This is a genomic window from Thermus tenuipuniceus (genome assembly GCF_002964845.1).
Taxonomy (GTDB): Bacteria; Deinococcota; Deinococci; order Deinococcales; family Thermaceae; genus Thermus; species Thermus tenuipuniceus.
Map to the genome: position 1 here is coordinate 1 of NZ_KZ672962.1, position 25,238 is coordinate 25,238.

25 protein-coding genes, 1 tRNA gene and 1 pseudogene are annotated in these 25,238 nt (G+C 66.6%); 16 read left to right on the plus strand and 11 right to left on the minus strand.

Annotation, left to right across the window (positions count from 1 at the left end; translation table 11 throughout):
• Window positions 1-133: 133 nt before the first annotated feature.
• A tRNA-Lys gene (locus C2847_RS02620) sits at window positions 134-209 on the plus strand.
• Window positions 210-256: 47 nt separating this feature from the next.
• Window positions 257-1,282: a DUF815 domain-containing protein gene (locus C2847_RS02625; protein ID WP_164835615.1), complete on the plus strand. Its 1,026-nt coding sequence runs from the start codon at window positions 257-259 to the stop codon at window positions 1,280-1,282.
• Here the strand turns inward: C2847_RS02625 and C2847_RS02630 are convergent.
• Window positions 1,279-2,928 carry a CTP synthase gene (locus C2847_RS02630; RefSeq protein WP_105316941.1) on the minus strand — a complete coding sequence of 550 codons (1,650 nt, stop codon included), beginning with the start codon at window positions 2,926-2,928 and terminating at the stop codon, window positions 1,279-1,281. The genes C2847_RS02625 and C2847_RS02630 overlap by 4 nt on opposite strands.
• 136 nt (window positions 2,929-3,064) lie before the next feature.
• Between C2847_RS02630 and rplM the strand changes: the two genes are divergently transcribed.
• Entirely contained in the window at window positions 3,065-3,496 is a 432-nt protein-coding gene (gene rplM / locus C2847_RS02635; protein ID WP_105316942.1) for a 50S ribosomal protein L13, read from the plus strand.
• The gene (gene rpsI / locus C2847_RS02640) at window positions 3,496-3,882 is read left to right on the plus strand and encodes a 30S ribosomal protein S9 (RefSeq protein ID WP_105316943.1); all 387 of its coding nucleotides are present in this window, start codon (window positions 3,496-3,498) and stop codon (window positions 3,880-3,882) included. Before rplM ends, rpsI begins: the two co-directional genes overlap by 1 nt.
• Here the strand turns inward: rpsI and C2847_RS02645 are convergent.
• The 8 genes from C2847_RS02645 to C2847_RS02680 form a co-directional block, all read right to left on the minus strand.
• Window positions 3,879-6,494, minus strand: coding sequence for a UvrD-helicase domain-containing protein (locus C2847_RS02645; protein WP_105316944.1), 2,616 nt, complete (start codon window positions 6,492-6,494; stop codon window positions 3,879-3,881). The two genes, rpsI and C2847_RS02645, sit on opposite strands and share 4 nt — an antisense overlap.
• Window positions 6,491-8,701, minus strand: a complete 2,211-nt coding sequence (locus tag C2847_RS02650; RefSeq protein WP_105316945.1) for a PD-(D/E)XK nuclease family protein — start codon at window positions 8,699-8,701, stop codon at window positions 6,491-6,493. Before C2847_RS02650 ends, C2847_RS02645 begins: the two co-directional genes overlap by 4 nt.
• Window positions 8,702-8,845: 144 nt before the next feature.
• Window positions 8,846-9,283: a hypothetical protein gene (locus C2847_RS02655; RefSeq protein WP_105316946.1), complete on the minus strand. Its 438-nt coding sequence runs from the start codon at window positions 9,281-9,283 to the stop codon at window positions 8,846-8,848.
• 26 nt (window positions 9,284-9,309) lie between these two features.
• A complete protein-coding gene (locus tag C2847_RS02660) occupies window positions 9,310-9,888 on the minus strand; it encodes a hypothetical protein (protein ID WP_105316947.1) in 579 nt (192 codons plus the stop codon).
• Window positions 9,889-9,912: 24 nt separating this feature from the next.
• On the minus strand, window positions 9,913-11,217 hold the full coding sequence (locus C2847_RS02665) for a sensor histidine kinase (protein ID WP_105316948.1): 1,305 nt from the start codon (window positions 11,215-11,217) through the stop codon (window positions 9,913-9,915).
• Entirely contained in the window at window positions 11,192-11,845 is a 654-nt protein-coding gene (locus tag C2847_RS02670; protein WP_105316992.1) for a response regulator transcription factor, read from the minus strand. Before C2847_RS02670 ends, C2847_RS02665 begins: the two co-directional genes overlap by 26 nt.
• On the minus strand, window positions 11,842-13,797 hold the full coding sequence (locus tag C2847_RS02675; protein WP_105316949.1) for a protein kinase domain-containing protein: 1,956 nt from the start codon (window positions 13,795-13,797) through the stop codon (window positions 11,842-11,844). Before C2847_RS02675 ends, C2847_RS02670 begins: the two co-directional genes overlap by 4 nt.
• Window positions 13,797-14,552: a PP2C family protein-serine/threonine phosphatase gene (locus C2847_RS02680; protein ID WP_164835616.1), complete on the minus strand. Its 756-nt coding sequence runs from the start codon at window positions 14,550-14,552 to the stop codon at window positions 13,797-13,799. Before C2847_RS02680 ends, C2847_RS02675 begins: the two co-directional genes overlap by 1 nt.
• A 23-nt stretch (window positions 14,553-14,575) precedes the next feature.
• On the opposite strand from C2847_RS02680, the gene C2847_RS02685 reads away from it, so the two are divergent.
• Complete coding sequence (locus C2847_RS02685; protein ID WP_105316951.1) at window positions 14,576-16,327, plus strand: hypothetical protein; 1,752 nt, start codon at window positions 14,576-14,578, stop codon at window positions 16,325-16,327.
• Between the two features lie 41 nt (window positions 16,328-16,368).
• Complete coding sequence (locus C2847_RS02690) at window positions 16,369-17,574, plus strand: MFS transporter (RefSeq protein WP_105316952.1); 1,206 nt, start codon at window positions 16,369-16,371, stop codon at window positions 17,572-17,574.
• Window positions 17,575-17,672: 98 nt separating this feature from the next.
• Here C2847_RS02690 and hemB read toward each other — a convergent pair whose 3' ends face one another.
• Complete coding sequence (gene hemB / locus C2847_RS02695; RefSeq protein WP_105316953.1) at window positions 17,673-18,653, minus strand: porphobilinogen synthase; 981 nt, start codon at window positions 18,651-18,653, stop codon at window positions 17,673-17,675.
• A gap of 30 nt (window positions 18,654-18,683) precedes the next feature.
• Between hemB and C2847_RS02700 the strand changes: the two genes are divergently transcribed.
• From C2847_RS02700 to C2847_RS02725, 6 genes are read left to right on the plus strand one after another with little or no spacing between them, the layout of a single operon-like run.
• Entirely contained in the window at window positions 18,684-19,001 is a 318-nt protein-coding gene (locus C2847_RS02700) for a YbaB/EbfC family nucleoid-associated protein (protein ID WP_105316954.1), read from the plus strand.
• Between the two features lie 47 nt (window positions 19,002-19,048).
• Window positions 19,049-19,633, plus strand: a complete 585-nt coding sequence (recR, locus tag C2847_RS02705) for a recombination mediator RecR (RefSeq protein WP_105316955.1) — start codon at window positions 19,049-19,051, stop codon at window positions 19,631-19,633.
• Between the two features lie 16 nt (window positions 19,634-19,649).
• Complete coding sequence (locus C2847_RS02710; protein ID WP_105316956.1) at window positions 19,650-20,060, plus strand: roadblock/LC7 domain-containing protein; 411 nt, start codon at window positions 19,650-19,652, stop codon at window positions 20,058-20,060.
• A complete protein-coding gene (locus C2847_RS02715; protein WP_105316957.1) occupies window positions 20,048-20,377 on the plus strand; it encodes a roadblock/LC7 domain-containing protein in 330 nt (109 codons plus the stop codon). Before C2847_RS02710 ends, C2847_RS02715 begins: the two co-directional genes overlap by 13 nt.
• 13 nt (window positions 20,378-20,390) lie before the next feature.
• Window positions 20,391-20,741 carry a roadblock/LC7 domain-containing protein gene (locus tag C2847_RS02720; protein WP_425275072.1) on the plus strand — a complete coding sequence of 117 codons (351 nt, stop codon included), beginning with the start codon at window positions 20,391-20,393 and terminating at the stop codon, window positions 20,739-20,741.
• Window positions 20,738-21,004, plus strand: a complete 267-nt coding sequence (locus C2847_RS02725) for a DUF3467 domain-containing protein (protein WP_015718004.1) — start codon at window positions 20,738-20,740, stop codon at window positions 21,002-21,004. The genes C2847_RS02720 and C2847_RS02725 overlap by 4 nt, the downstream gene beginning before the upstream one ends.
• 114 nt (window positions 21,005-21,118) lie before the next feature.
• On the opposite strand, the pseudogene C2847_RS02730 reads toward C2847_RS02725, so the two are convergent.
• Window positions 21,119-22,886 (minus strand): annotated as a pseudogene (locus C2847_RS02730) (S9 family peptidase); the annotation flags it as partial.
• 65 nt (window positions 22,887-22,951) lie between these two features.
• Here C2847_RS02730 and C2847_RS02735 point away from each other — a divergent pair.
• From C2847_RS02735 to C2847_RS02750, 4 genes are read left to right on the plus strand one after another with little or no spacing between them, the layout of a single operon-like run.
• Entirely contained in the window at window positions 22,952-23,680 is a 729-nt protein-coding gene (locus C2847_RS02735; protein WP_105316959.1) for a Nif3-like dinuclear metal center hexameric protein, read from the plus strand.
• Window positions 23,677-24,276: a dTMP kinase gene (gene tmk / locus C2847_RS02740; RefSeq protein WP_105316960.1), complete on the plus strand. Its 600-nt coding sequence runs from the start codon at window positions 23,677-23,679 to the stop codon at window positions 24,274-24,276. Before C2847_RS02735 ends, tmk begins: the two co-directional genes overlap by 4 nt.
• A gap of 7 nt (window positions 24,277-24,283) precedes the next feature.
• On the plus strand, window positions 24,284-24,769 hold the full coding sequence (locus C2847_RS02745; protein WP_105316961.1) for a DUF192 domain-containing protein: 486 nt from the start codon (window positions 24,284-24,286) through the stop codon (window positions 24,767-24,769).
• Window position 24,770: 1 nt separating this feature from the next.
• Complete coding sequence (locus C2847_RS02750; protein WP_105316962.1) at window positions 24,771-25,220, plus strand: DUF192 domain-containing protein; 450 nt, start codon at window positions 24,771-24,773, stop codon at window positions 25,218-25,220.
• The last annotated feature ends 18 nt before the right edge of the window (window positions 25,221-25,238 follow it).

Consider the following 25,238-nt stretch of genomic DNA (forward strand, 5'->3'; position numbering starts at 1 on the left):
TCTTGGCTAAGATACGGAGGGAGTCGGTTCCCCAAGGTGTCTCAAATGTGGTGGCCAATTACACCGCCTTGACAGAGCCTTGAGGGAAGGCTACACTGGCTTTTGGCGTCAAGGCCGACGCCGTGCACACCTTGGGCCGCTAGCTCAACCGGTAGAGCAACCGACTCTTAATCGGTGGGTTACAGGTTCGAGTCCTGTGCGGCCCACCACGGAACCCCGGGGAAGGCCCCGGGGGTTTTCCTTTACCATGGGGCCCATGAGGTTTCCCAAGACCCCCCTGGACCTCCTGGACCTGGACCTGCCCCGGGGTGAACCCTGGGGCTACGCCTTCGCCCAAAGCCTCCTCAAAGCCCCCTGGGCCTGGCGGGCTTTAAGGCCCACCCCGGGGCTTCTTCAGCTGATACGGCAGGACCTCGAGGTCCTCTCCCGGGAACTGGAGGGAAGGCGGAGGGAGTACCCTTTAGCCGACCTGGGGGAACGCCCCCCCCACCCCGCTGAGGAAGGGGCTTTGGCCGCCCTCCTCACCCGTGACCCCGAGGCCCTGGCCCAGGTGCTCCAAGCCCACGGGCCCTATCCCTTTGCCCTCTACCGGGCCTTCCGCTTCGCTGGCGAGGTCCACCCCCTGGAACGCTACCGCCTGCCCCGGGAGGACGAACTTCTGGGCTACGAGGAGCAGCTTAAGGCCCTTAGGGCCAATGCCCTCCGTTTCCTCTCGGGAAAACCCGCCCTCCACACCCTCCTCTACGGGGCCCGAGGCACGGGCAAAAGCACCGCCGCCAAGAGTCTTTTGCACCTTAGAGAAGCCCGCATGGTGGAGGTGGAGCCCAAGGCCCTAGCCCACCTGGAAAACCTACTGGAAAGGCTGGCCCTCCTTCCCCATCGCTTCTTCCTCTTCCTGGACGACCTCTCCCTGGACCCCGAGGAGGAAGCCTTCCACCACCTGAAGGCCCTCCTGGAAGGAAGCCTGGAAGACCCTCCGGAAAACGTTCTCTTGCTGGCCACCTCCAACCGTCGCCACCTGGTGCGTCAGACTGGGGAAAACCCCCTACCCGGGGCCGACCCCACCGCCTGGGATGAGCTTCAGGACACCCTGGCCCTCTCCGAGCGCTTCGGACTGGTCCTCACCTTCCCCCCCTTTGACAAGACCCTTTACCTGAAGGCGGTGGCCCACCACCTGGGCCGCTCCTTGACCCCGGAGGAGGAAAGGGAGGCCCTGCGTTTTGCCCTGCAAAAAGGCTTCTCCGGACGTGTGGCCCGGCAGTTCGCCCGAAGTCTGCTTTAAAGACCTGCGTGCTTTAACGCCGCTTCCACGAAGCCCGCGAAGGGAGGGGAGGGGCGCATGGGCCGGCTCTTGAACTCGGGGTGGCTTTGCAGACCCAGGAAGAAGGGATGGTCCTTAAGCTCTATGGCCTCCACCAACCCCGCCCCCCGGCCCCGCATGCCCGGGGTGGTGGCGGAGATCACCAGCCCAGCCTGCTCCAGCTGGTCCACATAGAGGGGATTCACCTCGTACCGGTGGCGGTGGCGCTCCAGCACCTCCTCCTTCCCGTAAAGGCGGTGTAGGAGGGTACCCGGGCGGATGCGCATGGGCCAGTCCCCCAGGCGCATGGTGCCCCCCAGGCCCTCCACCTCCAGCTGTTCGGGCATGAGGTCGATGACGGGGTGGGGGGTGTAGGGGTCAAACTCCGTGGAGTTGGCCCCCTTGAGCCCGGCCACGTTCCGGGCGAACTCGATCACCGCGATCTGCAGGCCCAGGCAGATGCCGAGGTAGGGGATCTTCCGCTCCCGGGCGTACTGGGCCGCCCGCACCTTGCCCTCGATGCCCCGCACCCCAAAACCCCCGGGCACCAGGATGCCCGCCACGTCGCGGAAGGCCTCGTCCAGGTCCGCGCCCTCCAGGGCCTCGGCGTCCACCCACTTCACCTCCACCCGGGCCCCGTGCCGGATGCCCGCATGCTTCAAGGCCTCCAGAAGGGAGAGATAGGCGTCCGGCATCTTCACGTACTTACCGGCAATGGCGATCCTCACGGTGCGTTCGGGGTGCTTCAAAACCCTCACCGCCTCCTGCCAGAAGGAAAGGTTGGGGAAGACGGCCTCGAGGCCCAGGGCCCTTTCCACCACCTGGCCCAGGCCCTGCTCCTCGAGGAGGAGGGGTATCTCGTAAATGTGCTCCACATTGGGGCTGCTGAACACATGCCCCGGGCGCACGTTGGTGAAGAGGGCCACCTTCTTGCGCACCTCCTCCGGCACCGGTTTCACGGAGCGGAGAACGATGGCATCGGGCTGGATGCCCACGCTCCTAAGGGTGGCCACGGAGTGTTGGGTGGGCTTGGTCTTGAACTCCCCACTGGTTTCCAGGTAGGGGACCAGGGTGAGGTGGATGTAGAAGGTGTTCTCCTCCCCCTCGTCAAAGCGAAACTGGCGGATGGCCTCCAGGAAGGGAAGGCTCTCGATATCCCCCACCGTGCCCCCCACCTCCACCACCACCACCTCGGCCCCCTGCTCCTCCGCCACCTTGCGGATGCGGTCCTTGATCTCGTCGGTGATGTGGGGAATCACCTGCACCGTCTGGGAAAGGTACTCCCCCCGGCGCTCCTTCTGGATGACGGAAAGGTAGACCTGGCCCGTGGTGAGGTTGTTGCCCCGGGAGAGGTCCAGGTCCAGGAAGCGCTCGTAATGGCCGATGTCCAGGTCGGTTTCCGCCCCGTCGGCGGTGACGAAGACCTCCCCGTGCTCATAGGGACGCATGGTCCCCGCATCCACGTTCACGTAGGGGTCGATCTTGATGGCGGTAACCCTATACCCCCGGGCCCGAAAGAGGGCTCCCAGGGAAGAGGTGAGGATGCCCTTGCCCAGGCTGGACACCACACCCCCGGTGACAAACACGTACTTCCTCGGCCTTTGCGTGCTCTCGGAAACCCCGTTCACGGGACTTCAGCCTACCACATCTGGCAAAAGACCCCGGGGTTATGGTACAGTTTCCTTTGGCGTTCTTGCGGGGTCCCCCGATCCCCCGGCAAGAACATGGTGCCTGGCGCACAGAGTTGAAGGAGGGCCCAAACGCATGCAGCCCAAGACGTACATACCCAAGGAGATCGAACCCCGGTGGGTTCTCATAGACGCCGAGGGCAAGACCTTGGGGCGGCTCGCCACCCAGATCGCCACGTTGCTCAGGGGCAAGCACCGCCCCGACTGGACCCCCAACCTCCCCATGGGCGACTTCGTGGTAGTGGTGAACGCCGACAAGGTCCGCCTCACCGGCAAGAAGCTGAAGCAGAAGATCTACACCCGGTATAGCGGCTACCAGGGGGGCCTCAAGGAGATCCCCGCGGAGAAGATGCTGGCCACCCACCCGGAGAGGGTGCTGGAGCACGCGGTGAAGGGCATGCTCCCCAAGGGGCCTCTGGGGCGGAGGCTCTTCAAGCGCCTCAAGGTCTACGCCGGCCCCACCCATCCCCACCAGGCCCAGAAACCCGTTAAGCTGGAGGTCAAGTGATGGAGCAGTACTACGGCACCGGTAGGCGCAAGGAGGCGGTGGCCAGGGTCTTTTTAAGGCCCGGAAGCGGCAAGGTCACCGTGAACGGCCAGGACTTCCAGGACTATTTCCAGGGCTTGGTAAGGGCGGTGGCGGCCCTCGAGCCCCTGAGGGCCGTGGATGCCCTGGGACGTTTTGACGCCTACATCACCGTGAAGGGGGGCGGCAAGAGCGGCCAGATCGACGCCATCAAGCTGGGAGTGGCCCGGGCCCTCCTCCGCTACAACCCCGACTACCGCGCCAAGCTGAAGCCCCTGGGCTTCCTCACCCGGGACGCGCGGGTGGTGGAGCGGAAGAAGTACGGCAAGCACAAGGCCCGCCGGGCACCCCAGTACTCCAAGCGCTAAGGGTCCGGCTCAAGCCCCCGGGAGAGGATCCCGGGGGCTTTTTCCAACTCCAGAAGGGCTTCCTGAAGCTCCTCTGGCGAGAAGACGTGAACCTTTTCGTGCCTTAAATAAACCAAACGGGCCTCGGCCTCCACCCCCCAGGCCCGCCGCACCGCCTCCCAGTAAAGGGCTAACTGCAAGCGGTAATGCCCCGGGGCCATCCTCTGGTCGGTCTTGTAGTCCTCCAGGTACCACCTGTCCCCCACCCGGTAAAGCCGGTCCAGAACCCCGTGCCAGACGGTGCCCGCAAGGGGCAGGACCAGGGGAAGCTCAGCGTGGTCCTCCTCCCGGTTTTCCAAAGCGGGAAGGACTTCCCCCAGCATGCGCCGGTGGTTCCAAAGGAGGAACCGCACCTCCGCAAGGAGGCGCTTTTGCTCCTCCTCGGAGAAGGGGAAGGCCACCTCCTGCAGGAGGAGGGCCCGCATGGCCCCCTCGTTCCCCGGGTGCAGGTTGCGGGCCAAGGCGTAGTGCACCAGGGTGCCTAGGGCCCGGGGGTACTCGGGGAGGGTTTCGGCCTCGAGGGCCTGGGAAAGGACCAGGGGCTCCCCCTCCCCCTTGCGGTAGGCGCTGGGGGAGTAGACCGGGGGAAGGCGCCTAGGGGGAATGCGGCGCTCCGCGTAAGGGGCAGGGGGCGGGGGTGCGGCCGGGGGGGGTGGTGGAGGCAAGGGGGGAAGGTCCGCCCAGGGGTGGCCGTGCACCAGGGGGTCCCGGTCCATGGGCCCCAGGCCCAGGTCCATGAGGGCCTTGGCCCAGGGTCCAGGCCGTTCGGAAAGGCTTCCCGTGAGGAGGAGGGCGTCCCGGGCGCGGGAGAGGGCCACGTAGAGGAGGCGCAGGGACTCCTCCTCCTGGGCCCGGTCCAGGGCCCGCTTCAGGTCTTGGTGGGCGTCCGTACCCTCCAAGGCCACCTCCCCGTCCAAGCCCACCAGGAGTGGCTCCGGCCTTCCCCCCTCCCCCCGGGCCAGGTCAAAGACCGCCACCACCGGCCACTCCAGGCCCTTGGCCGCGTGGACGGTGAGGAGGGCTACCCCTTCTCCCCCCTCGGGGAGCTCGGAGGTTTCCGGGTCCTCGGCCCGCACCTTGAGCCACTCCAGGAGGGCCTCGAGGTCGGGGAAGCGCTGGGAGGCGGCCAGGAGGAGGAGGGTGTCCAGGTTGGCCCGGGCCCTTCGGGAAAGCCGCCTGAGGAAGGCCTCGTCCCGGGCCAGGGCCTTCAAGGCCTCCAAAGGACGCAGGCCCGCAAGCGCCTTGAGCCCATCCAGCCGCGTCTGCACCTCTAAGGGAAGGAGGGGCACAGGGTCTTCCGCCTGCAGGGCCTCCTCCACCTGCCCCAGGTCCAGGCCCAGGAAAGGCCCCCGCAGGAAGGCCAGGAGGGAGAGGCGCTCCTCGGGGCTCGGGGGGCCTTCCAGGAGGGCCAGGCGGAGGGCGTGGTAGACGTCCCGCACCTCGGGGCGGCGGAAAAAGCTTTGCCCCCGCCTTAGGACGTAGGGCACCCCCAGGGCCCGGAAGGCCCTTTCCAGGAAGGGCAGGCTCCTGCGGCTCCGCACCAGGACCGCCATGTCGGAGAAGGCGTAGCCCTGGCCGGAAAGCGCCCGCAGGCGCTCCGCCAGGAGGGCCGCCTCCCCTTCCCGCTTCCGGTCCAAGGGCCCCTCCCCCACCACCCAGTGGACCTCCACCCGGCCCTCCTCCGCCCGCAGGGGCACCACCGGCACCCGCTCGGACTCGGGAAAGAAACGCCCCACAAAGCGGTTCAGGAAGTGGGCCACCGCCTGGGCGTGGCGCCTGGTTTCCTCCAGGCGGCGGACCTCTTCCGCCTCCCCCAGGGCCTGGCGGAAAACCTCCACCCGGGCGTTGCGGAAGAGGTAGATGGACTGCTTGGGGTCCCCCACCGCCACCACCTGGGCGCCCGCGGCCTCCAGGGCCTGGAAGAAGCGGCCCTGCAGGGGGTTCACGTCCTGGAACTCGTCCACCAGGAGGTGGGGAAAGCGCTCCACCACCCGCTCCAGCGCCCGAGGGGCTTCCAGCAGGCGCAGGGCCAGGGCCTCGAGGTCGGAAGGCCCTAGGGCTTCCCGGGTACGGCGGCGGTAGCCCTGAAGGGCCTCCTGGTAGAGGGCAAGGAGCCCTTCCGCCCCGGGCAGGGGCCGGTACGCCTCGGCCAGGGAGCGCTTTTTGTAAAGGGTGCGAAGGGGCTTCTCCAACGCTGGGTCCAAGTCCTTGAGGTAGAGGAGGCTTCGCGCCTCCTCCAAGAAGAGGGCCTCGGCCAAAAACTCGTCGAAAAGGGCGAAGTCCGGGTCCAGGAAGAGAAGGGGGGCGGCGTGGCGGAGCGCCTCCGCCATGAAGCCGTGGATGGTGGTGAAGACCGCCCCGTACGCCTCCCGCCTGGCCTCCTCCGCCCAGGGGCTTGGGGGGAGGTTGGCCACCTCCTCCTGGATGCGCCGCCTGAGCTCCTCCGCCGCCTTGCGGGTGAAGGTGACCGCGGCCATGCGCCTTAGGGGCACCCTCCCGCGCAGGAGGGCCAAAAGCTCCTGCACCAGGGCGTGGGTCTTCCCGGTGCCTGCGGAAGCCACGTAGAGCCTCATGCTTCCTCCTTGCGGCAGATGTCCTCCAGGCCGCAGGCCCAGCAGTGGGAGCCGGGCTTGGGAGAAAACACCCCCTCCCGCCAACGGGTAAGGGCCTTTTCCACCTGCCAGCGCACCTCCTCCAACTGAGGGGGTTTTTCGCCTTTGCGGTAAGGTGTCTTGCGGTAGGGACGGGGCTTCCCCAAAAAAGGCCAGGTCCAAAGGTGGACCTCTTCCACTTCCTTCCTCTGCAAGAAGGCGCCGAGAGCGTACCATTCGGTCCAACGCCGTTGGGGCCCCAGGTCGGGATCCTTCCCGGGAGGAAGGAGGCGGTAGAGGTGGACCACCCTTCCCCCTGCCTCCCGGCGCACCCCGTCCAGGCGCAGGGCAAAACGTCCCCCTGGCCAAAGGGCCCAAAAAACCATGTCTCGCAAGTGCTCCTGGTGGAGGATCAACCAAGGGCCCACCTCCGGGTGCTGGGCAAGCTCGCCCATTCGGTCCGGGAAAAGGTGCCAGCCCAAGGCACTGTCCTCTGCGCGGAGGGGGAAGCGCTCCAGATAGGTACGGAAGGGGCACTCCCCGTGGCGGCGGAGGACCTCCAGATGGGCCGGGGGGGCCTGCGAGGTGGGCAGGGGCGGGACGAAGGGATCCTCCGGCAGGGCCTCGAGGCGGCTTGCAGGGGGCAGGGGTGCGGGCCTCACCCCCCGCTCCAGGGGCTCGTAGGCCCCCGAGGGCCCGGCCTCCGGGTAAAGCAAATACACCTCTTCCCCCCGCGTGGCAAGCTCCTCCAGGAAAAGGGGGTCCAGGCCCCGCAGGCGCCGGGGGAGCCCTTGGAGAAGCCCCCTCTCCCTGAGCTCCTCCAGGAGGAAGTAATCCTCCCCCTCCCCCAGGGTGTAGCGCCCCGCCACCCAGTCCAGCACATAGGCCCGCTCCGCCCGCACCCCCGTGGCCCGCAAAGGGGGAAGGAGGGCCACCCCTCGAGGGGGCTCCGGGGGCAGGGTTTCGTCCAGCAGGAGGCTCCGCCACCAGGCCAGGGGATCCCCCGCATCCGCCCGCAGGGCCAGGCGCAGCCGGGAGAGAAAAGGCTCCTTGGCCGCCACCCCAAGCCGCTCCAGCACCGCCTCCCCCCAGGCCAGGAGGTCGGGCCCCGGGGTGCGCAGGGCCACAAACCCCTCCCACTCTGGAAGAAGCCCCTCCCTCTCTGCCAAAAGCCTCAGGGCCTCCTCCCCTGCAAGCCCCAGCCGCAAGGCCTTTCGCCCCAGGGCGGCAAACCCCAGGGCCAAAAGGTCGCGCCCCGTGGGGAAAGGGTTCAAAAGGGCCAGGACCCTCTCCCCCTCTTCGGTATCGGCCAAGGCCCTTTCCCGGCCGTCGTAGAGGGGCAGGCCGTACTCGTCCCCCAGGAGGAGAAGCCCAGGGATGCGGTCCTCCGGGGCCACCACCATCACCGCAAAGGGGTCCAGGCCCTCGCCACCCAAGGCCTTGGGGGCCAGGGCCCGCTTCAGGGCCCTTAGGAGGTGGCGGGCCTCCTCCACGGGGTTGGCCAGGGCCCAGACCTCCTTCTTCACCGGCCTGGGGGAAAGGGTCTGCCAGGGTTCCAGCCCCTCCGGAAGAAGCTCCAGGGTGAGGAGGACGGGCACCTCCCGGGCCAGGCGCTTAAGGAAGCGGAGGTCCAAAGGACCCACCTCCCTAAAGCCATCCACCACCACCAGGTCCGGCCTTGGGAAAAGACGAAGGGGCACGCGGCCCGCCCGGTGGCGGAAGTCGTCGTAGTCCAAGGCCTTCCCCTTCAGGCGCTCGTAGGCGAAGTAGACCCGCCTGAGCCTTCCCGCTTCCCCCTCCTTGGGCAGGGCGAAGGGGGAGAGGCCAAAGCGCTTGAGTTCCGCTATCGCCCGGGCGAAAAGCCGGGCCTCCCCGGGAGCGATCCCTTCCCCGTAGAAGCTTCTAAGGGCCTTCCCCACCAGGGCCACCCTTCCCGCCCCGGGAAGCAAGGGCCCAAGCCGGCCCACCTCCGCCAGCACCCGGTAGTAAAGGGCCTGGAAGGACATGAACTCCAGGCCCAGCAGCGCCCCTTCAACCCCGAAAAGGCGGTACACATAGGCCCTTTGGTGGGGCAGACCCACCCAGTAGACCCTCCCCCGCCGCTTCAGGACCTCCAGGGCCCATTCCCGGGCCAGGGTGGTCTTCCCCGAAGCGGGAGGGCCCAGGAGGGGATAGAGACCAGGCTTCATATGGGGGCATTTTAAAACCGGAAAGCCCGGGAACCCGTTGTACCCTTTCGTGCCGAACCCTACCCCTTACACCCTCCAAGAAAAAGGCTTGCGGAAGGGATCTCCCGGGGCCTCCAACCCGGCGAAAACCAGGTTGGAGCTATATCAGGGAATAGCTTCCGGGGAAAGGGGCAGGGGAGTGAGATCCAAGCCCAGACGCAACACCCCCACCACCCGCCCCCGGTGGAGGACGAAACAGCGGTACCCCTCCGGCAGGACCAGAACCCGCCGGGCCAGGGAGAGCTCCCGCAGGAAGAAAAAGGGGCGCATCCGCATGGGCTTTCCGCGGATGGGGCCCATGTAGGGCATGGGCCTGCCCCCCTCGAGGGCCAACAGAAGCAGGGGCCTCTCCCCCATTGCCTGGCCCAGGACCAGGACCAGGGTATCCCCTTCCCGGTAGAGGGCCTGGACCTCGAGGGTCCGCACCACCTTAAAGCACTGGGTCAGCACCTCTTCGGGCAAGGGGCCAAAGCCCTTGGGGCCCTCCTCCCCCAGGGCCCAGCCCCCGAGGGCCAGGAGGAGGAAGACCCCAAGCCACCGCATCCTTCCTTAGTTTGGCAGATCCAGCCTTAGAAGCCCCGCTCCGCCGAGATCAGGGCCAAGGCCGCCCGGGCCACCAGGAAGGCCCGGCCAGGCTCCTTGGAAAGCCTATTCTTGGCCTCGGCCACCAGATCCTTCACCAGGTTGTCCTGGGCCCGGTAGTAGGCCAGCTCCTTCTCCGCCCGGTCCACCACACTCGGCACCCGCTGGGTCAAGCGGGCATCCAGGCCCTCCCGCCCCTTACCCCACGGGGCAAAGGCATGAGCCCTGGGTCCAAAGGGATGGTGCATCCCCATCCCCATACGGGGGGCTGGCCTCGGCCCCCGGGCCCGCACCTGGGGTTCCCCTGAGGCTGCCCGGAAGAGGAGAAGGGCGGCCTGGGCCTCCCGCGCCGCCTTAAAGTATGCCTTGGCCTCGTAGCTCTTCTCCGCCCGGGCCTTCACCTCCTTGGCCCAGGCGAGAAGCTTTTCCTCCCCCGTGGCCCCCTGGGCCACCGCCTGGAGCCTGGCCAAGGCCGCCGAGGCTACCGCCGCCTGCCGGTAATCCGTGCCTTGGGCCAAGGAAAGGCCCGCCATCAGGAGAACCAAACCCATGAGCACCTGTTTCATTCCCTATCACCTCCGAACCGGAGGCTATCCCCTCTGGCTAAAGGGCGCATCGGGCGAAACCTTAAGGGAAGCCAAAGGCAGGTAGAGCCCCACCGCCGCCCCGCCCCGGTTCTCCACCCACGCCCTTCCCCCATGGGCCCGGGCCACCGCCGCCACCAAGGCCAGGCCTAGGCCCGTGCCCTTTCCCCCATGGACAAAGGGCTCCAAGGCCCGGGGCAAGAGGTCCTTGGGGAAGCCGGGCCCGGAGTCCACAAGCCAAAGCCAAACCCCCTCCTTGTCCCGCTGGATCCTGGCCTTAAGGGGCAGTTTCCCGTGGCGGCGGGCGTTATCCAACACGTTTTCCACCGCCAGGGCCAAAAGCTCGGGGTCCGCCAGGACCTGGCCTTCCCCTTCCACCTCCACACCCCACCTCTCCAAAAAAGCCCGCAGGTCCAGGGGGGCAAGCTGGGGAGAGGTGGCCTCGAGGCGGGATAGCCTGAGGAGCCCGGAGAGCAAGGCCTCCATCCTTTCCGCCTCCCGTAAGGCCCCGGTGAGGGCCCTGGGCTCGGGCTTGCGCAGGAGCACCTCCAAGTACCCCTTCAAGGCAGCCAGGGGATTGCGAAGTTCGTGGGAGGCATGGCGGGCAAACCGGCGGGCCGCCTCCTCCTTCTCGGAAAGCTCCCTAAGAAGCCCCTCCACCTGGACCAGGCGGCTGTTCAAGGCCCACACCAAGGGCCTCAGTTCCGCCAGGCCCGGGTCGGGAAGGGGGCTTAGGTCCTCAGGCCGCCGGGCCTCCAGGAGCTTGGCCAGTTGCCCTAGGGGGCGAAGGGCCCAGGCGAGCCCCAGGGCGGAGAGCAGAAAGATGGCCAAAAGTACCCCTCCACCCCAGGTGGCGTAAAGGAGGAGGAGCCTCCGCCCCAGGCCGGCGACTCCCTCCAAGGGGACCGCCAGGCCGAACCCTCCCTCCTCCCGGGGCAGGGCCACGTAAAGCACCCCCCGCCACACTCCCTGGTAGGTTCGTCCCTGGGCAAGGGCCTCGAGGAGACCAGGGGGGAGGTTGGGGGAGGGCACCTCGGTGAAGGCCACGCCCTCCTTCCCTATCACGAAGCCCGTGCCGCCCCCATAGACCTGGGCCAGGCGGAAAAGCTCGAGAAGGAGGGCCTCCTCTTCCCCAGGCCCCTCCTCCCCAAGGAGGTAAAGCCGAGTGTAAAGGGCCCGGCGCAGGTCCTCGCTGGCAGCCCTTTCCGCCTCCCTGGCGGAAAGAAAGGCCAGGGGCAGGGCCAGAAGCAAGAGGGCCAGGAAGAGAAGGGCAAAAAGCCTCCCCCTAAGGGAGGAAAAGGCGGTAGCCATAGCCGCGCACCGTCTGGATGGGGTTGGGCTCCCCCAGGGCCTTCCTTAAGAGGGAGAGGTGCACCTCCAAGGTGGCGGGATCCACCCCCTCCCCCCAGACCCTCAGCATCAAAGCCTCCTTGGAAAGCACCTCCTCCGGGGACTCCAGAAAGGCCTTCAGGAGGAGGAACGCCTTGGGGGGAAGGGAAAGCCTCCTCTCCCCCCGGAAGGCCTCCATGCGCCTGGGATAAAGCCTCAGGTCCTTGTAGGCCAAAACCTCCGGGGCCTCCTTCCCCCTATGGGCGCGGCGCCAGAGGGCCTCGAGGCGGGCCAGGAGCTCGGAGAGGCTATAGGGCTTCACCAGGTAGTCGTCCGCCCCCTCCTTGAGGCCCTTTACCCGCCACTCCACCGCATCCAAGGCGGTGAGCATCAGCACGGGCACCTCCGAGCGAGCCCGGATATCCCTAAGCAGGGAAAAGCCATCCCTTTCGGGCAGAAGCACGTCCAAAACCACCACCTCCGCCCAGGGAAGGAGGCTTAGGGCTTCCTGCGGGTTCTCCGTGGCCTTGACCTCGTGCCCCTCGAGGGAAAGCCCAAGCTCCAAGGCCTCCCGCACTCCTGGGTCGTCCTCCACCAGAAGCACCCTCATGCCGGGTTCCGCCAAAGGTCAAGGGCCCGCACGGGAGCGTAGACCTCCAAGGGCGGCAGGGCCTCCCCGGTCTTCAGGTCTATGCGATGGATGCGACTCGCCCCGCGCCTGGCCGCATAGAGGATGCCCCCAAAGGGCAGGAGCTCCACCAGGCTCATGCGGTCCTCCCCCTCCAACAGGGGCAGGGTGTAGGAGGCAAGAAGGGATCCCGCCAGATCCAGCACCCGCACCTTGGCCGCCTCCACATCGTAGAGGTAAAGCCTCTCCCCTTCTACCCCTACCCCTCCCAAAAGCCTTAGCTCCTCGCTTTCCTTGGAGCGGCGGAAGGCATAACGGGAGAGGTAGCGCCCATCCAGGGCCAGGCGCTGCACCTGGCGGTTGCCGTAGTCCAGGACGAAAAGGAACTCCGGCGTGGCCACCAGGGCCTTGGGATCCTGGAAGGTGCCCCGGCCCGGCCCCTGGCCGCCAAAGCGCTCCTGGTACTGCCCCTTCAAATCGAGCCGGCTCACCGTGGCGGTCTCCGAGTCCAAGACGAACAGGCTACCATTAGCCACCGCCAGGGCCGTGGGAAAGAGGAACTCCCCGGGCTTCATGCCGTAAGGTCCGGTGGAAAGGAGGAACTCCCCTTCCGGAGAGAAACGGTGAAGGAGCTTGGCCCCGTGCTCAAAAACCGAGATCCAGATGCCCCCCTCGGGATCGGCGGCCACCGCGAGGGGAGGGGCCGGAAACTGCCCAGGGCCGGAGCCAATGCCGGAAAGGAGCCGGGCAGCGGTACCGGAAAGGTCCAGAAGCCGCACCGTGCCCTTCTTGGCCTCCACCCCCAAGAGCAGGTAGAAGGGGTGGGGCAGGCCCCGCTCCTCCTCCCACGAGGCGGAAAGACCCTGGATCACCTCGTCCAAGGAGAGGCGCTTGGCCGGGTCCTTCTCCAGCATCTTCAAGACCAGGTCGGAAAGAACCTGGGGAATCTGGGGATTGAGCTGCTTAGGGGGGGTGGGCACCTGGAAGATCTGCTGGTGGATCACGGTCTCGTACCCCCCGGTGAAGGGGGGCTGGCCAGTGAGGGCCTCGTAGAGGACGATGCCCAAAGAGTAGATGTCCGATCGGTGGTCCAGCTTCTGCCCCTTGGCCTGTTCCGGGCTCATGTAGACCGGGGTGCCGATGCGGGCCCCGGTGATGGTAAGGCGGGTGAGCACCTTGCCGGCGGCGATGCCAAAGTCCATGAGCCGCACCCCCCTAGGGTCCACGCCATCCTCCTTGAGGGCCCCTTTGAGCACCATGATGTTTCCCGGCTTGATGTCCCGGTGGACGATGCCCTGGGCGTGGATGTGCTTAAGGGCATCGGCCACCCGGGCGAGGATGGCCGCCGCCTGCTTCAGGGAAAGGCGCCTTTCCTCTATGAGCTTGTCCAGGCCCTCCCCCTCCAGGTACTCCATGGCGATGAAGTGCACCCCATCCACCTGCCCATGGTCGTAGACCTTGACGATGTTGGGATGGTCCATCTTGGCCAGGACCTCCGCTTCCCGGTGGAAGCGGCGCACGAAGCGGGGGTCGCCCAGGAAGCGCTCCTGGGGCACCTTGAGGGCCACCAGGCGGCCGGTTTTCTTGTCCTTGGCCTTGTACACGGTGGCCATGCCCCCCACGCCCACCTTCTCCAGGATCTCGTACTGCTTTTCCAGAGCCCGGGCCTCCTCCGTGGTCTTGGAGCCGGAGGAAGCCCGTCCCTGGGTACGGGAGCGCCTTGGGATCCTCCGCCGGGGACCCAGGTAGACCCGGGGTGAGGCCAGCAACCCCAGGCCCATAAGCAGCCAGGGGAAAACCACCTCCGCCCGGGCCCCCGTGGCCCAGGCGGCTCCCGAAAGGAGGAGCAGAAGGAACCATAGGGGCCAAGGGGAAAGGCGAGAGGCCAGGGCTGCGGTGAGGAGAACCAGGAGGAAGGCCAGGAGCCCCTGCATCACTCCACCCTCAAGGCCACGGCAGTGACGTTGTCGTCCCCGCCCCGGCGCAAAGCCTCGGCCAGAAGGCCCTCGAGGCTCGCCTGCAGGTCCTTGCCCAAGACCCACTCCTCCTCGGGCACCAGGCCGTAAAGCCCATCCGTGACCAAAAGCACCCCTTCCCCCGGACTCAAGTGCACCTCCTTGAGGTCAAAGCGAGCTTCCGGCAGGCCCAAGGCCCGGGTGAGGACGTTGCGGTAGGGATGGCGCTCGGCCTCCGTGCGGGTCAGAACCCCTTCCCTCAAGCGCTCCGCCACCCAGGAGTGATCCTCGGTGAGCCGCTTAAGCCCCTTGGGGGTGAGGTGGTAGGCCCGGGAGTCCCCGATATGCCCCACCACCCCCTCCTTGAGCCAGTCCGCATAGAGGAAGGCGGTGAGGGTGGTGCCCATGCCCTTTTTCCCAAGCCTTTCCGCCTCCTTCTCCACCCGCTTGGCCGCCAGGGTGAAGGCCTTCTCCATCACCTTGGATAGGCCCACCGCTGGCCGGCCTCCCTTCAGGTGCTCCGCATAGGCCCGCACCGCCTCGGAAAGAGCCTCTATGGCCACCTTGCTGGCCCACTCCCCTGCTTCCATGCCTCCCATGCCGTCGGCCACCGCCAGGAGGAGGAGGTTGCCCTGGGGAACCTCGAGGCGCATCACCCGGTGGAAGTCTTCGTTGTTCTGGCGGCGGCCCACATGGGAGACCGCGGCCACGCTGTACCGGGGAGCAAGGCGCATCGGACCCATTATAGGATGAAGGGGTGGAGCACCTGGCCGACCTGGTGGACCTCTACGAGTACCGGGTGGAGGACCTGGCCGCAGGCCGCACTCCTAAGGGGGGGAAGAGGGCCCTTTTGCAACTGAGGGCCTTCCTCATCCAAACCCGCCTGCCAGGGTCTTTGGCCAAGCGCTTCCGCCAGGCCGATGCCCGCTTCCGGGCCCTGCGGCAAAGCCTTACCCCTTCCCCGCCCCCAGAGCCCCTTTCCCTGGACCTCCCCACCCCGGCCCTGGAGAACCTGGAGGAACCCACTCCCACCCAAAAGCCTTCCCCCTTGCGGGCCATCGCCTTAAAGGTATGGCGCCTCCTGGCAGAGCGGGAGGCCAAGGCCCGGGCCAAGGACCTCCTCGCCGGAAGGCGGGAGGAACTCAGGCTCATCCACGCCTTCTTGCAGAACTACCTGGAGTACCGGGAAAAGGAAACCTTCAAGCGGGACTTCAACCTCTTTCGCTTCCACCCCACCCACCCCATCCCCTCCCTCTCCGACAGCCTCATGGACCTCGAGGACCCCAAGGTGGCCGAGGCCCTGGTGATGGAGTTTTTGGAAACCGCCCTGCACCTACCTCAGGACCTCCCCCTGCCCCCTGAGGAAACCCGCACCTATATCCGCCGCTTCCTGAACCGCATCCTGGAGTGGGACGACGCCTACGGCCTTCCCCCCAAGCGGGACCTTATGCCCTTGAAAAAAGCCCTGGAGGAAGCCAAGCGTCTGGGGGCGAGCGCCCTGGAGATCGCCAGGCTGGAAGAACGCCTTAGGAAAGAGGCCCAGGAGGAAAGGCGGCGGGAGCTCCTCCTAGCGGAAGAAAGGCGCCGTTTCCACGTGGCCCTGGAAAAGGTACTGGCCCTCCTCCAGCTCCTTCCCACACCCCAGGGGGAAACCCCTTGGCCCAAGGTCCCCGAACCCGGCCAGGGGGGGGAAAGCCTCCTCACCGTCCCCTTGAAGCCCGGCCGCATCACCTTGGGTCCCCTCACCCTCACCCTAAGCCAGGTGGAGGGTAGCTGGCACCTAGGGATGGCAGGCGAGGACCACATCCTGGAGGACACCTTGGTGATCTCCTGGGAGGACCTCGAGGTCCTGGCGGTGCGGGAGGGGGATCTCCTCCACCTGAGGCTCGAGGCCCGAAGCGGGCTCAGGCTCTACGAGCTCCTGGCCGAGGGGCGGATGCTGGCCCTTCTCCTAAGCCCCAACCAGGACTACGTCTACCTGCGCCTCCTCAGGGCCTTCTCCGCCCGCTTGAAAGGCGAGTTCACCCCCCAGGCCTTTGGCCCCGAGCTGGCGGAGAAGTACCGCCAGGCCCCGTGGGAAGCCCTGCAGGACTTCGCCCGCAAGGTTTTGGAGCTCGCCCTGAAGCGCCTGGGTGGGGCGGATCCCACCCCCCTCCTCCAGGAAGTGGGCCAGGCCCTGGGGCAGGAGCAAGAAGCCCGGGTCCTGGCGGAGGCCTTGAGGGAGTATCTGGGCCGCCGCCCCCCCACCCGGGAAACCCTGGGGGGGGAAGTGCACCTGCTTTCCATCGGGGCCGAGCCCCTGGCCCTCAAGGTGGGGCAAACCGTCCTCTCCCTGCGTCCCAGGAACGCCCCTTCCGGAGACCCCCAGGAGGACGTCCTTTACGTGGGCCAGGCGGGCGAGATACCGCGAAGGCTCAAGGACCTCTTGGTCTACCGCCTTCCGGAGGGAACCGTGGTCCTGGCCCGGGGGGGAAGGCGGCTTGCGTACCTGGTGATGGAAAACCCTTGACTTAAAGCCATTCCTGGTATACTCCCGGGCAAGGGGGTAGTATGAAAGTTTTGCGGCACAAAGCCTTTGCCCGGTTGATCCTCTCCTACCTGGTTTCTCAGGCGGGGAGCAAGGTGCACCGGGTGGCCCTTCTGGTTCTGGTCTACCTGCTCACGGAAAAGGCCCTCTGGGTCTCCTTGGTCCTCGGGGTGCAGCTTCTGGGCACGGTTGTCTTCTCCCCCCTGCTTTCCGCCTGGGCCGATACCCAGGACCGCAAGCGCCTTCTCGTATGGTCCGACCTCCTGCGAGCTCCTTTGGTGGCCCTTATCCCCCTCCTTGGGGCCAAAAGCCTTCCCATCCTGCTCCTTCTGGTCTTTCTCATCGAGCTTTTGCGGGACCTTCACGATCCCATCCAAAACGCCGTGGTCCCCGACCTGGTGCCCAAGGAGGAGGTGGATGAGGCCAACAGCCTGGTGCTTCTTGCCGACCGTCTTTCCGAGGTGCTTTTCGTGGGGGTGGCGGGGGTGCTGGTGGCGGCGGTGGGGCCTGCCTTTGCCTTCTATTTGGATGCCGCCACCTACCTGGCCTCAGGGTTCATCCTGATGGGCCTTCCCTCCCTAAGGCCCCAGAGGCTTCCCAAGGCGGCCTTCTTCGCCCGGGTGAAGGAGGGAATCGGCCACCTTGCAGGCCATCCGGCCCTCCGCCGGGCGGTGGGCACCCTCTTCGCGGCCGCTGCCTTCGGTTCCGTGGAGACCGCCTTGGGGGTGGTGCTGGCCATCAAGTGGCTCGGGGTGGGTTCGGCGGGCTTCGGCTTCATGGAGGCGGCCATGGCCTTAGGGGCCATCCTGGGAGGGCTGGCCATCCCCTATCTCCTAAAGCGCCTTCCCCGGGAGAGGCTTTTCCTCTACGGCCTCTTGCTCTTCGGCGCCTTTGAGGCCTCGGTGGGCCTGTTCCCGGTCTACGCCTGGGTGCTGGCCGCCTTCTTCCTGGGGGGCTTCCTCAACATGGCCTTTATCGTCCCCGCCCGCTCCATCCTCCAGCTCAACACCCCCCAGGAGATGCGGGGACGCATCTTTGCCGCCTTCGGCGCGGTCATGAACGCCGCCGTCCTCATCGGCACCATGCTGGGCGGGGCGTTAGAGGGGCTCATGGGCGCCCCCAGGGTCTTCCTCTTGGCGGGGGCCATGGTGAGCCTGGCGGCAGGCTACACCCTCCTCACGGGGGGCATCCCCGCACCCCAGGAAGCCCGCCAAACCCAGGGCGCCTAAGTACCCCGTTGGGGCTTGTGCCCCAACGGGGACCCTAAAGAAGCGATAAGCAAGCCGTCTCGGCCTTTACCGATGGGACAACCACCGTGTACGGGCGCTTAGGCCTCTTTTAGCCAGCGGGCCACCTCCAGGGCGTAGTAGGTAAGGATCCCCTGGGCCCCGGCCCGCCTTAGGGCGTACAGGCTTTCCAGAACCGCCCTCCTTTCGTCCAGCCAGCCCCTTTGGCTTGCCGCCTTCAGCATGGCGTACTCCCCGGATACCTGGTAGGCGAAAAGGGGCTTGGAAAACCGCCCCTTAAGGGCGAAGAGCACGTCCAGGTAAGGGAGGGCAGGCTTGACCATGAGCATGTCGGCCCCCTCGAGGTCATCCAGGCTGGCCTCCCGCAAGGCATCCCAGAGGCCCGCCTTCGGATCCATCTGGTAGCCCGTGCGGTCCCCGAACTGGGGGGCGCTTCCTGCCGCCTCCCGGAAGGGGCCGTAGAAGGCGGAGGCGTACTTCACCGCATAGGAAAGGATGGGCACGTGGGCAAAGCCTCCCTGGTCCAAGGCCTCCCGGATGGCCTTGACCTGCCCGTCCATCATGGCGCTGGGAGCCACCACATCCGCTCCCGCCTGGGCCTGGGAAAGGGCGGTCTTGGCCAAAAGCTCCAGGGTGGCGTCGTTATCCACGTAAAACCCCAAGGGGCCTTCCCGCACCACCCCGCAGTGGCCGTGGTCCGTGTACTCGCAAAGGCAGGTGTCGGCCATGACGAGAAGCTCGGGAAACTCCCGCTTCAGAAGGCGGATGGCCCGCTGGACGATGCCCTCTTCCGCATAGGCTCCATGCCCCAGGGAATCCTTCTCCTCCTCGGGCAACACCCCAAAGAGAATCGCCCCGCCCAGGCCCGCCTTGAGCACCTCCTCCGCCAAGTGGGGCAGCTGGGCCAGGGGATGCCGGAAGACCCCGGGCATGGAGGAAACCTCCTCCGGCTCCCCTCCCTCCTTCACAAAGACCGGCAGGACCAGGTGCCTTGGGCTAAGCTCCACCTCCGCCACCAAGGACCTTAGAAGGGGCGAACGCAGCCTTCTTGGGCGCTCCATGCCTTCCACTATACTCAGGGAGGAGGGAGCATGAACCTGCAGAAGCTCTTGAAGGAAGCGCAGAAAGCCCAGAAGAAAGCCGCCGAGATCCAGGAGCGGCTGGAAACCATGACCGTGGTGGGCACGGCCCAGGGCCTGGTGGAGGTGGAGGCCAACGGCCACGGCAAGATCCTGGCGGTCCGGTTAAAGCCCGAGGTGCTCACGAACTTCCAGGAGGACCTCGAGGGCCTGGAGGACCTGCTGCTGGTGGCCATCCAGGACGCACAGAGGAAGGCCCACGAGCTTTCGGAGAAGGAGATGGCCCGGGAGCTGGGGGGCGTGGGGCAGATGCTGGGCAAGCTTTTCTGAAGCCCCGCCAGGGCTAGCGCCCTGGCGGGGGCCCCGGGAAAGAACCCATGAAGTACCCTGAAAGCCTCCTGAAGCTGGCCCGCGCCCTTTCCCGCCTGCCCGGGATCGGCCCCAAGACGGCCCAGAAGCTTTCCCTTCACCTGGCCTTCCACCGGGAGGAGGCCGAGGAGCTGGAAAGGGCCTTGACCGAGCTCAAGGCCTTGGGCATCTGCCGAATCTGCGGGAACCTAGCGGAAGGGGAACTCTGCCCCATCTGCCAGGACGAAGCCCGGGACCGGTCGGTAATCGCCGTGGTGGAAACCGTTTCTGACCTCTATGCCCTGGAAAGGAGCGGCGAGTTTCACGGGCTTTACCACGTGCTGGGCGGGGCCCTAAACCCCTTAGAAGGGGTTGGGCCACGGGAGCTCAACCTGGAAAGCCTCTGGACCAGGCTTCCTGGGGTGGAAGAGGTGGTCCTGGCCACCTCCATGACCGTGGAGGGAGAGGCCACCGCCCTTTTCCTGGCGGAGGAGCTCAAGCGCCGAGGGATCAGGGCCAGCCGCCTGGCCTACGGCCTCCCCGTGGGGGGAAGCCTGGAGTACGTGGACGAGGTAACCCTAGGCCGGGCCCTGGAGGGGAGGAAACCCCTTTAGGCCCTGGGGAAAGGGCATGGAGGAGCTTTTGCAACACCTCCTGGACCAGGTAGAGGGAGCCTTTGCCGCCGCCATCGGCACCCTGGATGGGCTCCTGGTGGAAGGAGCCAGGCGCAGGCGGGTGGACCTCGAGGCGGCCGTGGCGGAACACGCCGCCCTTTTGCGCCAGGCCAAGGCCGCCTACGCCGGAAGCCTGGGCACCCCCCGGGTGCACGAGCTTTTGGTGGGGGGCCACCCCGTGGTAGGCTATGTCCACGTGGTGCGTAGGGCAGGCCCACGACCCCAGGGACCCGTGCCTCGAGGCAAGGGACACGAGGAGCTCTTCCTCCTTCTCCTCCTGGGACCGGAAGCCAACCTGGGCCAGGCGCGTCTGCAGACAGCCAAGGCCGTGGAAAAGCTGGCGGAGGTGGCGGGATGGCTTACCTAGAGAGCCTGGCCCCCTTTGGCGTCAAGCGGGCGGTGCTCACGGGCCTGGACGGCCTGGTCATCGAGGCCCTGGGCCGGGGCCACCCCCCGGCCGAGGTCCTGGCGGCGGAGCTGGCCTCCCTGGTGCGGCACATGACCCCCTTGGCGGAAGCCCTCTCGGGGGAGGTGCGCCGCTTCACCCTGGCCACGGAAAACCACGAGATCCTGGCCCTCAGGGTGGGGGAGTACGTCCTGGGGGCAGTCATCGAGCGGGGCATGGACCGCAAGGCCGTGGGCCAGGAGTTAACCCGCATCGCCCTTAAGGTGCAGAACCTCTGACGGTTAAGGAGGCATGGTGGAGCAAGCTCTACAGGAACTCAAGGCCACCAAGGGGGTACGGGTGGCCGCCCTCCTCAGCGAGGACGGGTTCGTGGTGGAAGAGGCCCGGGAAGAGGATGCCCCGGAAGCCAGCCTTCTTTCTGCCCGGGCGGCCACGGTGCTGGGCACCGCCAAGGCCCTGGCCCAGACCCTGGGCCAGGAAGGGGTGGAGGAGGTCATGGTAGAGTACCCGGAGGGGGCCCTGCTTTTGGTGCCCCTTCCTGGCTATCACCTGCTCCTTCTTCTGGACGGCGTGAGAAGCCTGGGGCGGGTACGCCTAGCCTTGAAAAGGGCCGTACCCAAGTTGGAGGAGGCGCTTAGATGAGCGAGCTAAAGCTGGACATCCAAATCGACAAGGACGTGGCCCTGGGCCGGTACACCAACCTGGCCCTCATCGCCCACACCAAGAACGAGTTCATCCTGGACTTCGCCTTGTTGCAACCCCAGGGCGGGGCCATGGTGGTCAGCCGGGTGATCACGAGCCCCCAGCACGCCAAGGCCCTTCTCCGGAGCCTGGCGGAAAACGTAGCCCGGTACGAGGAAACCTTCGGCCCCATTCCCGAGCCGGTGGCGGAAAGCCAGGCCTAAAGGAATGCCAAGGGTCCCCGCCCCGGCCTCTGCCAGGGCGGGGTGACGTTATACCGGCACATCGAGCCCCAGGACATCAAGCAGGTAGGGATCTTCCGGGGCCCCCCCCCCCGNGGGCGATCCTGCGGTCTGGCCTGCCCGAGCGAGAAAGCTCGTGCCCCTCCTCGGGTACCCGGAAAAAGCGGGCCTTCACCCCCAGGTGGAGGAGGGCGGTGTACCAGGTTTCCCCCTGGTCTATAGGGCAACGGTGGTCCTGCTCGGAGTGAACCACCAGGGTAGGCGTCCGCACCTGGTGGACATAGCGTAAGGGGCTTTTCTCCCAAAGCACTTCCGCCCTCTCCCAGGGCCTAGCCATAAGTTCCATGAAGGTGAAGCGGGGGCCGATGTCGCTGGCCCCGAAGAAGCTGAACCAGTTGGCGATGCTCCGGTCAGTGACCGCCGCCTTGAAGCGCTCCGGGTGGCGGGCGGTGAGCCAGTTCACCATATAGCCCCCGTAGCTTCCCCCTGCCACCCCCACGCGGCCAGGATCCAGGGGGAAGCGGGCCAAGACGTGGTCCAAGAAGCCCAGGAGGTCCCGCTCGTCCCCCTCCCCCCATTCCCCTTGGAGCAGGGCAAAGTCCTGGCCGTAGCCGGTGGACCCCCTTGGATTAGCGAAGGCCACCGCATACCCCGCCTGGCGGAAGAGCTGGAGCTCCAGCATGGGTGCCCGCCCGAAGGCGGTGTGGGGTCCCCCGTGGATGTACAGGATGACCGGGTGGGGTCCTTGCCCCTCCGGAAGCAGGACCCACCCCGGCACCCGGTGCCCTTCCGGGCTTGGCCACTCGGTGTAGATGGGCTCGGCCAGGGGCAGGGAAACCCCCTCGTTGGGGTCGTAGACCCCCAGGGGACCCCAAAGCCGGGCCGGATGGGTAAAGTCCTCGGTGAGGAGGAAGAGGCCCCGCTCTGTGTAGGCAAAGGAGAGGACGCTCCCCTCCACGTCCAGGGCCTCGGCCTTTCCCTCGAGGCCCACCCGGTAAAGCCTTCCCACCCCCTCCTCCGTGCGCACGATATAAACCCCATTGCCAGCCCACCTGGGACCCTGGGTATGGGCTCCGTGGCGGAGATCGGAGTTGATGGAGTTGTGCAGGCTCCCCTCGAAGAGAACCCGAACCTCCCCGCCATGCAGGTGGTAAAGCCTCGCCTCCGTGCCCCCTCCCCGCTCAAAGGCGTGGCCCAGGAAGAAAAGCCCTTCCGGGCTCCACTCCAGGGCAAAGATGGGGCCGAAGCCACCGTAGACTTTTTGTAACCCTCCTTCCTTAAGCAGATACAGCGTATCCCGCCACTCCGCCTGGGCCTGTCCATCCTCGGCCATTACCAGGTAAAGCCCCTCGGGGGAGGGTACCATCTCCTTGGGAGCAGGGTAGCGGTCCAGAAGAAGCCTCTTTTGACCCCCCTCCAGGGCATAAAGGGCCACATTCCCCTCGGGGAGGAGGCCCCGCCCGTCAAACTTGAAGGGCCACCCCTCGTAAACCCGGGGACTACCCGGCTTGGGAGCCTCCTTCAGGGCCAGGAAGACCACCTCCCCTTCAGGGCCCAGGGCATAGTCCAAGACCCCCGGGGTTTCCGTAAGCCGCTCCGCCTCCCCACCCCTTAGGTCCAGGCGGAAAAGCTCCTGGACTTCGCCTACCTTCCGCAGGAAGTAGACGTAAGGAGGGGCATAGCGGGGCTTTTTGGCTTCCTCCTGGGTGAGAAGGCGCAAGGTGCCGTCAAAAAGGGCCAGCCTCGAGCGGTACCGGGGCGGGTCCCCCTCTTGGATATCGGTCAGCAGGAAAAGGGGGAAGCCATCGGGGCCAGGGGTGAGGTCCGACAGGAAGCGAAGCTTGAAAAGGATTTCCGGTCCCATGCCTCCATAATACTGACCGGTCATTCGCCTGCCCCCAGGTCCACCTTTCCGGTAAGCTGGGCGCCATGGACCGGGATGAGCTGGTGCACTACCTGGACACGTACCTGCGCCTGAAGGACTTCCCCCAGGACCTCTCCCTAAACGGCCTGCAGGTGGAGGGAAAGCGGGAGGTGCGCAAGGTGGGGGCGGCGGTGGACGCTGCCGAGGCCATCTTCCAGAAGGCCCTCGAGGAGGGGGTGGACTTCCTCTTGGTCCACCACGGGCTTTTCTGGGGTAAACCCTTTCCCATCGTGGGCCACCACAAGCGCCGCCTGGAACGCCTCTTCCAAGGGGGCATCAACCTCTATGCCGCCCACCTTCCCCTAGACGCCCACCCTGAGGTGGGCAACAACCACGAGCTGGCCAGGGCCCTGGGCCTGGTGGAGCTGGAGCCCTTCGACGTGGGGGTGAAAGGGCGGTTTCCCCTCCCCACTCCCTTGGTCCAGGTGGCGGACATGCTGGGCCAGCTCACCGGGATGCAGCCCTTGGTCCACCAAGGGGGCAAAGGCCTGGTGGAAACGGTGACCATCGTATCCGGCGGGGCAGCGAGCCTCATCGGCCAGGTGGACACGGACCTCTTCATCACCGGGGAACCCAAGCACGGCGTCTTCCACGAAACCTTTGAGCGGGGCTTAAACGTCATCTACGCCGGCCACTACGACACCGAGGTCTTCGGGGTCAAGGCCCTGGCCCGGCACCTGGAGGCCCGCTTTGGCCTGCCCTGGGTCTTCCTGGACCATCCCACGGGGCTATGAAGGGCTTCTTCCTCACCCTCGAGGGCCTGGACGGCTCGGGCAAAACCACCCAGGCCCGGCTCCTGGCCCAGTTCCTGGAGGAAAAGGGGATAAAAGTGCGCCTGACCCGGGAGCCCGGAGGGGGGCTTCCCGGGGTACGGGACCTCCTTTTAAAGGGAGATGCCCTGTCCCCGGAAGCCGAGTACCTCCTCTTCAGCGCCGACCGGGCGGAACACGTGCGCAGGGTGATCCTTCCCGCCCTGGAGGAGGGTTTTTGGGTCATCTCCGACCGCTACCTGGACTCCAGCCTGGCCTACCAGGGTTATGGCCAAGGCCTTCCCCTCCCCTGGCTTAAGGAGGTGGCCAAGGAGGCCACCCTGGGCTTGAAACCCCGCCTCACCTTCCTCCTGGACCTGCCCCCGGAGGAAGCCCTTAAGCGGGTACCGGCCCCGGACCGCTTGGAAAGGATGGGGCTACTCTTCTTCCAGCGGGTACGCCAAGGCTACCTAAAGCTGGCGGCGGCGGAGCCCGAGCGCTTCAGGGTGCTGGACGCCACCCATCCTGTGGAGGAAGTCCAGGCCGCCATCCGCTTTGGCATCCTTCCCCTTCTGCCATAATGACCCTATGCGCTTTTTCCCTCTGGCCCGGCGGCGTGGCCTCAGGATAGCCCTATGGCTTGTCCTGGGGCTTTGGGCCTTAGGCCAGGGCCTTTCCTTTCCCAAAAGCACCCTCTTCGTGGAGCAAGGAGGCAAGCGCTACCCCCTGAGGGTGGAGGTGGCGGACACCCCCGAGCGCCAGGCCCAGGGCCTCATGTTCCGCAAAAGCCTGGGGGAGGATGAGGGCATGGTCTTCCTCTTTCCTACCCCCACGGCCGGAGGCTTCTGGATGAAGAACACCCTCATCCCCCTTTCCATCGCCTTCTTTGACCGTCAGGGGCAGATCCTCCGCATTCTGGACATGGAGCCCTGCCGCAAAGATCCCTGCCCTGTGTACTACCCGGGGGTGGTGTACCAAGGAGCCCTCGAGGTGAACCAAAGTTGGTTCCAGAAACGGGGCCTCACTCCTGGGGCCCGGGTAGGGGGCGAGGCCCTGAAGTTCTGGCCCCGGTAGCGTGGAACGAAATCCCTTTCTTCCCATCGCCGCTTTCATGCTGTTGATCGCGCTTTCCGTGGTTTCCTTCCTGGGGTACATGCTGGCTGCCCGAAGGCTCCAGACCCCTCCTCCTCCCCAGAGGGTGGTGGTGGAAACCCAGGAAGGCACCCACACCCTGAAGGCCCGCCTGGCCCGCACCCCGGAGGCCTGGAACCGGGGCCTAGGGGTGCGGAAGGAGGAGCTCGAGGCCCTCCTTTACCTGTTCCCCGAGGCCACCGACGCCCCCTTTAGCGCCCAAGGCTACCGCTTCGCCGTCCTCCTGGCCTTCCTGGATGCCAAGGGCCGGGTGCTCAAGGTGGTGCGGCTTCAGCCCGGGGAAACCTACGCCCCCGGCCTCGCCTACCGGGGAGTACTGGAAGTGCGGGAAGGGCTTTTAGACCTCTCTCCCGGGGACCGGGTACGGTATTAGGACCCCTGGGCACCCCCA